Here is a 7,699-nt window from a genome sequence, read left to right as displayed (position 1 = left end):
CCCCGACCCCAACCCGACCCGTAGCCCGGGCTACGGGTCGGGGCCCGGGCTACGGGTCGGGTTGGGGTCGGGGCCCGGGCTACGGCTGCGGGTCGTGGGCGTCGTAACGGGCGAAGGCACGCCACTTCAGCGCGAGCAGGGCCACGCCGGTCACGCACAGGACGCCGCCGCCGGTGACGGCGACGGCGGGGGTGGCGAGGTCGGCCACCGAGCCCGCCAGGAAGTCCCCGAGGCGGGGGCCGCCCGCCACGACGACGATGAAGACGCCCTGGAGCCGGCCGCGCATCTCGTCGGGCACGGCCGCCTGGAGCATCGTGTTGCGGAAGACCATGGAGATGGTGTCCGCGCAGCCGGCGAGCGCCAGGAACAGCAGCCCCAGCCAGAGGTTGCGGGTCAGTCCGAAGACGGCGATGGCGACCCCCCAGGAGCCGACGGCCAGCAGGATCGCGAGCCCGTGCCGCCGGATCCTGCCGAGCCAACCGGAGAACACGCCGCCGAGCAGCGCGCCGAGTGCCGGGGCGGCGACGAGCATGCCGGTGGTCCGGGCGTCACCCCCGTACCAGAGGACGGCGACGACCGGGAAGAGGGCGCGGGGGTGGGCGAGGACCATCGCGCACAGGTCGGTGAAGAAGGTCATCCGCAGGTTCGGCCGGGTCCCGAGGAAACGCAGCCCGTCCAGGACGGAGGCCCGCTTGCCCGTGCCGCCGTCCTGCCGCTCGGGCAGCATCGAGGGCAGCCGCCACATCGCGTACAGGGAGGCGGTGAAGCAGACGGCGTCCACGGTGTACGCGGAGCGGTAGCCCCACCAGCCGACGATCAGGCCTCCCAGCATCGGCCCGACGAGCATGCCCGTCGTGCTGGTGATGGAGTTCAGGGCGTTGGCGGCGGGCAGTTGCTCGGCCGGGAGCAGCCGGGCGATCATCGAGGAGCGGGCCGGTGCGTTGAGGGCGAAGCAGACGGCCTGGAGGGCGACGACCGCGTACAGCAGCCCGACCCGTTCGGTGCCCACGACCGTCGCCGCCACCAGGACGACCGACAGAACGAACGACCCGGCGGCGCTGAACAGGCCGAGCTTGCGCCGGTCGACGGTGTCCGCGACGGCCCCGCCGTAGAGCCCGAAGACGACCAGCGGCACGAGTGAGCAGAACCCGATGAGCCCCACGGAGAACGCGGACCCGGTGATGTCGTAGACCTGGAGCGAGACCGCCAGCGACGTCATGCCCTGGCCGATCCAGGAGACGGTGTTCCCGAACCAGAGCCGCCGGTAGTCGGGCGAGAGCCGCAGCGGGGTGAGGTCGGCGAATATGGGGGCGCGGCGCCCGGGCGGTTCGGTCGTTTCGGTCACAGGGGATGGTAGCCGCGCCCGGCGCGCGGCCGGCCGCCCGCCCCGGGGGGTCCCCGCCATCACCTCGCGGTACGTCCTTCTTCTTGATCAAGGCTGGTCGGCACGGAGGCCGAGGGAGCAGGCACACCTTCAGGAGAGAGGAAAGCCGTGATCGCCGACCGGTCGCGGGCTGGGCGCGGCGTTCGTCTCGGACCTGGTGCGGACACTGCTCCGGCGCTTCCGCGAGGCGGAACGCGTCGCCGCCGGGTCCCGCGAGCACGAAAGCAGACCAATCACTTGATCCCGGGACATCGGGCAGCGCCGCTCCCGAAGTCTCCACGAGATGGTCACAGCCATCGTTCCGGGATCGGGCTCCGCCCTGCTTGAACACCTGGTCGAGTTGCTAGCTTGGCCCGAGGCAAAGGTGCCCGTCGGGCGCGACGGGACACAGCGGATGCACGGGGGAAGGGTTTTCCATGGCCTGGGACGAGTGGGAACAGCTGAAGACGGACGCCGCCGATCGGCAGTCCACCGCGATGCGGTTGAACCAGCTCGACCCCGGGGGCGGCGGCTCCGCGGCCCTGCCCGGGCAGACCGGTGATCTCAAGGTGACCAACGGCGATCTGGTGAAGATCGGCAGCCAGGCGCACGGCCTCTACAGCGAGCTCTGGGGCAAGGCCCGGGTAGCCGTTCCCAGCAGCGACAAAGCGGCCGGCGACCTGAGCGGCCAGGGCTTCGCGTTGGGCGGCGGGCTCAAGCACGTGTCGAAGCGGTGGGACGAGCAGCTGAAGTCGCTCATGGACGCCTGCGCCCATATCGCCAACCACATGCAGGTCACCAAGAAGGTGCACGCCGGCGACGACCACTACATCCAGCGGCAGATGAGCAGCATCGACGCCCTGGACGCCGGATTCGACGAGCGGGTCGGCGAGCCGGGAAACAAGAACCCGGCGTACGAGCAGAAGAAGTAGCAGCGCGACCACGACGTACAGGGAGAAACGACCACTCATGGATCTCGACGCGCTGCGCTTCGGCAACTTCGCGACGCTCGACGAAGCCGTCTCCGACTGGGGACTGCTCGTACGCAACCTCGCCCAACTGAAGAAGCAGGCCGAGGACGGGTTGCGCAAAGCCGCCAACTCGGCCGACTGGGCCGGCCTGAACGCCCAGGTCACCAAGGAGTTCGTCGGCAAGACCGCCGGTGAGTTCGCCGACGCCCACACCCAGGCCAACACCATCAGCAAGATCCTCACCGACACCCGCGACGAGTTGCGGCAGCACAAGAAGGACGTCGAGGAGGCCATCAGCCGCGGAGCCAAGAAGAATCTGACCGTCGTCGACAACGGCGGCGGTGGTTTCACCGTCACGATGAACATCCACCCGGATCGAGCAGCGAAGGGCACCTCCGTACCCGAGCACGACCAGAGCGACGTCACCGCGCTGCGCGACGAAGTGCAGGGGATCCTCAAGAAGGCCACGGAGAGCGACACCTCGGCGAGCAAGGTACTGACCGCGATCGCCAACCAGTCCACGATGGGCTTCTCGGGCGCCGACTACAAGGACCGTGACTCCGCGGTCGAGGCCGTCCAGGCGGCCGAGGACCTCGCCAAGATCGCGGCGAAGAACCCCGAGGACCTCACGCCCGCCGACTTCGACAAGATCAACGGCGGTCTGGACAAGTACAAGAACGATCCGCTGTTCGCCGAGCGGTTCGCCACGCAGCTCGGACCCCAGAAGACCCTCGAATTCTGGCAGGGCATCAACGACCCGGCCGTGAACCCGCACGTGGGCCGCGAACGGCTCGACAAGCTCGACGACCTCCAGCGCAATCTCGGCCTCACGCTCGCCACCGCCACCCAGAGCGACTCCGCCGACATGACGAGCTGGAAGGGCAACATGATCAAGCTGGGCGAACAGCCCATCGGCCGGGACGGCGGCGGCCCCATGGGCTTCCAGGTCATGAGCAACCTGATGCGGACCGGCGACTACGACGACCAGTTCCTCAAGAGCTACGGCAACAAGCTCATGGAGACGGAACGCAAACTCACCGGCAACGGCGAGCACGACAACATGGCGTGGCAGCACATGGGCCCGGACCCGTGGCTCAACCGGATCGGCGAGGACAGCGGCGACGACCCGCTGACCGGCTACCTCAAGGGGCTGTCCAACAGCCCGGACGCGGCGACCGACTTCTTCAACCAGGAGTACGTCTCGAAGGAGGACTCCCCCTTCGAGCGCGATACGGACGGCAACGGCAAGAACGGAAAGATCCCGCTCTCCAACTTCGAGTACCTCTTCGAGGAGCGGGAGTGGCCCCAGGAGACCAACCTCAAGGGCGACGACGACAACACCGGCCGCAACACCCTCGCCCTCGCCCTGGAGGCCGCCACGACCGGGCACCCGGCGGGCGAGTTGCCGACGGTGGACACTCCGGCCCACAACGAGGGGCAGACCAAGCTCTTCGAGTCGCTGGTGGCCTCCATCGCGGACGACAACGAACGGCTCACCAAGCACAACTACATGGGCGACAGCATCGGGCAGATCACCTCGGAGTACCTGCCGGACATCAACCGGGCCATGACGAACGACTCGGACGGCGAAACGGACAAGCTGTTCCCCGTCGCCGGCAGCTCCGCCACGCTCAACCACCGTGATGTCAACGCCCTGTTGCTGACCGTGGGTCAGAACGCCGAGGGATACGCGGCCGTGGAGGTGGCCAACAAGCAGTACATGGCGAACCTCATGGACTACCACATGAACCCGGATCTGCCGGCGGACGAGCGCTACTCGAAGGACATGCAGTTCACCCTGGAGCAGGTCGCCCAGGGGTCTGGTGAGGTGTCCGGCACCCTGGCCATCGGCCGTCAGGAGGCGGTCGCCGGCGAAGCAGAAGAGACCGACAAGAAGTACGAGCAGTCCGTGGCGCAGTGGAAGAATGCCATCTCCGGGGGCATCGGTACGGGTATCGGCGTGGGTACGTCGTTCGTCGCCAGCCCGGTCGGTGGCGCGGTGGCCGGCGGCTTGGCGGAGACGGCGAGCAGCATGGTCCTGGAATCCTTCTTCAAGGACGCCGAGGGGAAGGCCAAGGACGCCGCCGGCCCTGTCATGGGCGAGCAGTGGGAGAGCGGCGTCGAGCAGAACTCGGAGTACACCGAGAAGGCGGTGGAGGCCGCGGCGAAGGCGCACGGCCGCGAGGACCTGATGGACAACAGTATTGACGAAAAGGCGCGTGTCGCCGCTCAGCTCGGGTTCCGGGCCGCAGGGACGAACACCCTTCAGATGTCTCCTCACTTGAAGACGGACATCTGATCGCACCTCCAAAGTCAGCACCCCCGCACCTTCCCCGCCCCCACCTCGAAAGGCTCACGTTGTCTGTCCGTGAATCGCTCCGGCGTCACCGGTTCGTCGGCGCGGCCGTCTCCCTGTCGGCCGCCGTCGCCCTCGCCTCCACCCTGGCCGGATGCTCCGGCGACGAACCGCCCAAGAAGGCGTACACCGTGCCCCCATCCCTGTGCGGGATCACCGTTGATCCTGCCCTGGTGAAGGCCGCGCTGCCCGGCGGCGACTCCCTCACCATGGCCACCACGAAGCCAAACGGCGGAACGGTCCGCTGCAACCTGTCCGTGGACGGGAAGGAGGCCCTGAGCCTCGCCCAGGCCTGGTGGGGGGACAGGGACAGCGCGGCTGGGGTCGCACAGGGATACGCCAACACGGACGACGGGAAGCTGTCGGACGACCTCCGCTTCGTCCACACCGGGAAAGCCGGCGTCGGTCAGACCGTTTCCTCCTGCAAGGTGTCGGAGCACCCGGAGCAGGACCTCTACACGGTGGTCGAGACCCGCGACACGGGCGTCGACGACCCGGACGCCATCGAGAAACTGCTCCTCGCCTACACCAAGGCGGTCGAAGGGTCAGCCGCCTGCGGGTGACCCCGCCCGGCGCACAAGGGGGCGCCCGGCCTGATTCCGCCGGACGCCCCCTCAGCAATGTCCGGCCGGCTGCCGTACCAGGGAGTCCTACAGGCCCACGGCGAGGGGTACGCGGCCGCGGAGATGGCCAACAAGCAGTACATGGCGAACCTCATGGACTACCACATGAACCCTGATCTGCGGGCCGGCGAGCGCCACTCGAAGGAGATGCAGTTCTCCCTTGAGCAGGTAGCCCTACGAACACCGAGCAGATGAACCCCCATGTGAAGACGGCCATCTGACCACATGCCCGGAGGCGACGCCCGCCGTGTCTTCCCCGCCCCGACATCGAAAGGCTTCTCGCGTTGTCTGTCAGTGGAACTCTTCGCCGTCGCCGGTTCATCGGCAGGGTCCTCTCCGTGTCGGCCGCCGTCGCCCTCACCGCCACCCTGGCCGGATGCTCCGGCGACGAACCGCCCAAGAAGGCGTACACCGTGCCCACCTCCATGTGCGGGATCCCCGTGGACCCCGCACTGGTGAAGGCCGCCCTGCCCGGCGGCGACTCCCTCACCACGGCCACCCAGAAACCGAACGGCGGAACAATCCGCTGCAACCTGTCCGTGGACGGCGAACTGGTTCTCAGCCTCGCGCAGGCCTGGTGGAGTGAGGGGCACACCACGGCGGCGGTCTCGCAGGGATACTCCAACACGGACGACGGGACCCTGTCGGAGGACGAACGCTTCGTCCACACCGGGAAAGCCGGCGTCGGCAAGACCGTCCCTTCCTGCAAGGCGTCGGAGCATCCGGAGCAGGACCTCTACATCGCAGTCGAGACCCGCGACGCGGGCGTCGACGACCCGGACGCCATCAAGAAGCTGCTCGTCGCCTACACCAAGGCGGTCGAAGGGACAGCCGCCTGCGGGTGACACCGCCCGGCGCACAAGGGGGCGCCCGGCCCTGATGCGGCCGGGCGCCCCTCAGCGCTGTCCGGCCGGCTGCCGCACCAGGGAGTCCCACAGGGCCACGGCGTGGTCCACGGTGGAGCGGAGCCGCTCCACGGGCACACCGTCCCGGGCCTCTATCGACAGCCCGTGCAGGATGGTCGCGTAGAAGGCGGCGATCGCGCGGACGTCCGTTCCCGGTGCCAACTCCCCCTCCTCCACGGCCCGCCCCAGCCGCTTCTCCAGCTCCGCGACCGAGGTCCGCCGCCACTGGGCCAGGTGCTCGGCGACTTGCTTGTTCTGGTGCGAGCAGTTCGTGGCCGACAGCACGATCATGCAGCCGCTCGGGGTCTCCGGGTCGGTGAAGGTGTCGATGTTGCCGCGCAGCATGGCCTCCACCGCGGCCCGCGCCGTCGGCGCCTCGCGCAGCGCGCGGTTGGTCGCCGAGCCCGCGGTGCGGTCGTAGAGCGCGACGGCCTCGCGGAACAACTGCTCCTTCGAGCCGAAGGTGTTGTACAGGCTGGCGGAGTTGATGCCCATGGCGGCGGTCAGGTCCGTGAGCTTCGTGCCCTCGTAGCCGAGCTCCCAGAACGTCATCATCGCGCGCCGCAGCGCCGCCGCCCGGTCGAACGCGCGCGGTCGGCCTCTTTCGGCCATGTCTGCCTCCTCAAGGATGGGTTGACCCCCGGTCATCCTGCCTGTTTAGTATTTCTGGATCGTTCGACCCAGATATTGACCTTAGCGTGGATGGAGCGAGATGCCTCAGCTTGCGGGCAAGGTGGCACTGGTGACCGGGGGAAGCCGCGGCATCGGTGCCGCGACCGCCCTCCGACTGGCGGAGGAGGGCGCGGACGTCGCCCTGACGTACGTGAGCGCGGCCGACAGGGCCCAGGAGGTCGTCAAGGCGATCGAGGCGCTCGGACGCAAGGGCCTGGCCATCCGGGCCGACAGCGCGGACCCGGCGGCCGTCGTCGGATCCGTCGAGCGGACCGCGACGGAGCTCGGCCGGCTCGACATCCTGGTGAACAACGCCGGAGTCTTCCCCTACGGCCCGATCGAGGACGTGACGCTGGAGGAGATCGACCGCACCCTGGCCGTCCACGTGCGCGCCGTCTTCCTGGCCACCCAGGCGGCCATCCCCCACCTGGGACAGGGCGGCCGCGTCATCAGCATCGGCAGCTGCTGGGCCAACCGCGTGCCGGTCCCGGACGTGACGCTGTACGCCATGAGCAAGTCGGCGCTGATCGGCTTCACCAAGGGCCTGGCCCACGACGTGGCGTCCAAGGGGATCACCGCGAACATCGTGGACCCGGGGCCCACCGTCACCGACATGAACCCGGACGGCACGGACGAGGCCGAGGAGGAGCGGCTGAGGACCGCGGCGAAGGTGCTGGGCGCGGGGGCCGACACCGCGAAGGCCGTGGCCTTCCTCGCCGGTCCGGACGCCCAGTGGATCACCGGCACCTCACTGGCGGTCGACGGTGGCTACACCGCCTGAGCACGGCAGGACCGCCGGACGGCGACGA

8 protein-coding genes are annotated in these 7,699 nt (G+C 68.9%); 6 read left to right on the top strand and 2 right to left on the bottom strand.

Annotated features, from left to right (window positions below; all coding sequences use genetic code 11):
• Positions 1–79 precede the first annotated feature (79 nt).
• Complete coding sequence (locus tag HET64_RS13410; protein WP_215105164.1) at positions 80–1,345, bottom strand: MFS transporter; 1,266 nt, start codon at positions 1,343–1,345, stop codon at positions 80–82.
• A gap of 455 nt (positions 1,346–1,800) precedes the next feature.
• On the opposite strand from HET64_RS13410, the gene HET64_RS13405 reads away from it, so the two are divergent.
• The 5 genes from HET64_RS13405 to HET64_RS13385 all read left to right on the top strand — a co-directional run bounded on the left by HET64_RS13405 (position 1,801) and on the right by HET64_RS13385 (position 6,158).
• A complete protein-coding gene (locus tag HET64_RS13405; RefSeq protein ID WP_215105162.1) occupies positions 1,801–2,295 on the top strand; it encodes a hypothetical protein in 495 nt (164 codons plus the stop codon).
• Positions 2,296–2,332: 37 nt separating this feature from the next.
• A complete protein-coding gene (locus HET64_RS13400; RefSeq protein ID WP_215105160.1) occupies positions 2,333–4,633 on the top strand; it encodes a hypothetical protein in 2,301 nt (766 codons plus the stop codon).
• 59 nt (positions 4,634–4,692) lie between these two features.
• A complete protein-coding gene (locus HET64_RS13395) occupies positions 4,693–5,253 on the top strand; it encodes a hypothetical protein (RefSeq protein ID WP_215105158.1) in 561 nt (186 codons plus the stop codon).
• 57 nt (positions 5,254–5,310) lie between these two features.
• Positions 5,311–5,508, top strand: coding sequence for a hypothetical protein (locus HET64_RS13390; RefSeq protein ID WP_215105156.1), 198 nt, complete (start codon positions 5,311–5,313; stop codon positions 5,506–5,508).
• Positions 5,509–5,597: 89 nt separating this feature from the next.
• On the top strand, positions 5,598–6,158 hold the full coding sequence (locus tag HET64_RS13385) for a hypothetical protein (protein WP_215105154.1): 561 nt from the start codon (positions 5,598–5,600) through the stop codon (positions 6,156–6,158).
• 51 nt (positions 6,159–6,209) lie between these two features.
• Here the strand turns inward: HET64_RS13385 and HET64_RS13380 are convergent, their stop codons facing one another.
• On the bottom strand, positions 6,210–6,830 hold the full coding sequence (locus tag HET64_RS13380) for a TetR/AcrR family transcriptional regulator (RefSeq protein ID WP_215105153.1): 621 nt from the start codon (positions 6,828–6,830) through the stop codon (positions 6,210–6,212).
• A 100-nt stretch (positions 6,831–6,930) separates the two neighbouring features.
• Between HET64_RS13380 and HET64_RS13375 the strand changes: the two genes are divergently transcribed.
• Complete coding sequence (locus HET64_RS13375; RefSeq protein WP_215105151.1) at positions 6,931–7,671, top strand: SDR family NAD(P)-dependent oxidoreductase; 741 nt, start codon at positions 6,931–6,933, stop codon at positions 7,669–7,671.
• Positions 7,672–7,699 lie beyond the last annotated feature (28 nt).

It is taken from the genome of Streptomyces sp. McG3, assembly GCF_018619185.1.
Taxonomy (GTDB): domain Bacteria; phylum Actinomycetota; class Actinomycetes; order Streptomycetales; family Streptomycetaceae; genus Streptomyces.
The sequence above is the reverse complement of the archived record's forward strand: the minus strand, read 5'-3'. Positions and strand labels throughout refer to the sequence as shown.